The following is a 323-nucleotide window of genomic DNA, read 5'->3' as shown; positions in this document are numbered from 1 at the left end:
TTCCTAATGTTGCACCAACTGCAAAACTGAAAATGACCACGCATGATGAGTCAACTGTTGCCCTGAGCCGTTTTCGTAATGCCTTAGTAACACGTGGCTATGAAGAAGCCATTACTTACAGTTTTGTTGACCCTAAAGCGCAAGCTATTTTACACCCTGAGTGTAATGCATTGGTATTGCCGCACCCAATTTCAATTGAAATGTCAGCGATGCGTGTAAGTTTAATGCCAGGGTTGCTTTCATCTGTTGCGTATAACCAAAACCGCCAACAACCTCGTATTCGCTTATTTGAACACGGCCTTAAGTTTATCAGTGATGAAAAT

General features: G+C 42.1%; 1 pseudogene. It reads left to right on the top strand.

Going from position 1 to position 323, the window contains the following annotated elements:
* Positions 1-323 (top strand): annotated as a pseudogene (gene pheT, locus CWB66_RS21525) (phenylalanine--tRNA ligase subunit beta); the annotation flags it as partial.

The sequence above is a fragment of the Pseudoalteromonas sp. S558 genome (assembly GCF_005886635.1).
Taxonomy (GTDB): Bacteria; Pseudomonadota; Gammaproteobacteria; order Enterobacterales; family Alteromonadaceae; genus Pseudoalteromonas; species Pseudoalteromonas aliena.
This window is presented reverse-complemented; position numbering and strand designations above follow the sequence as displayed.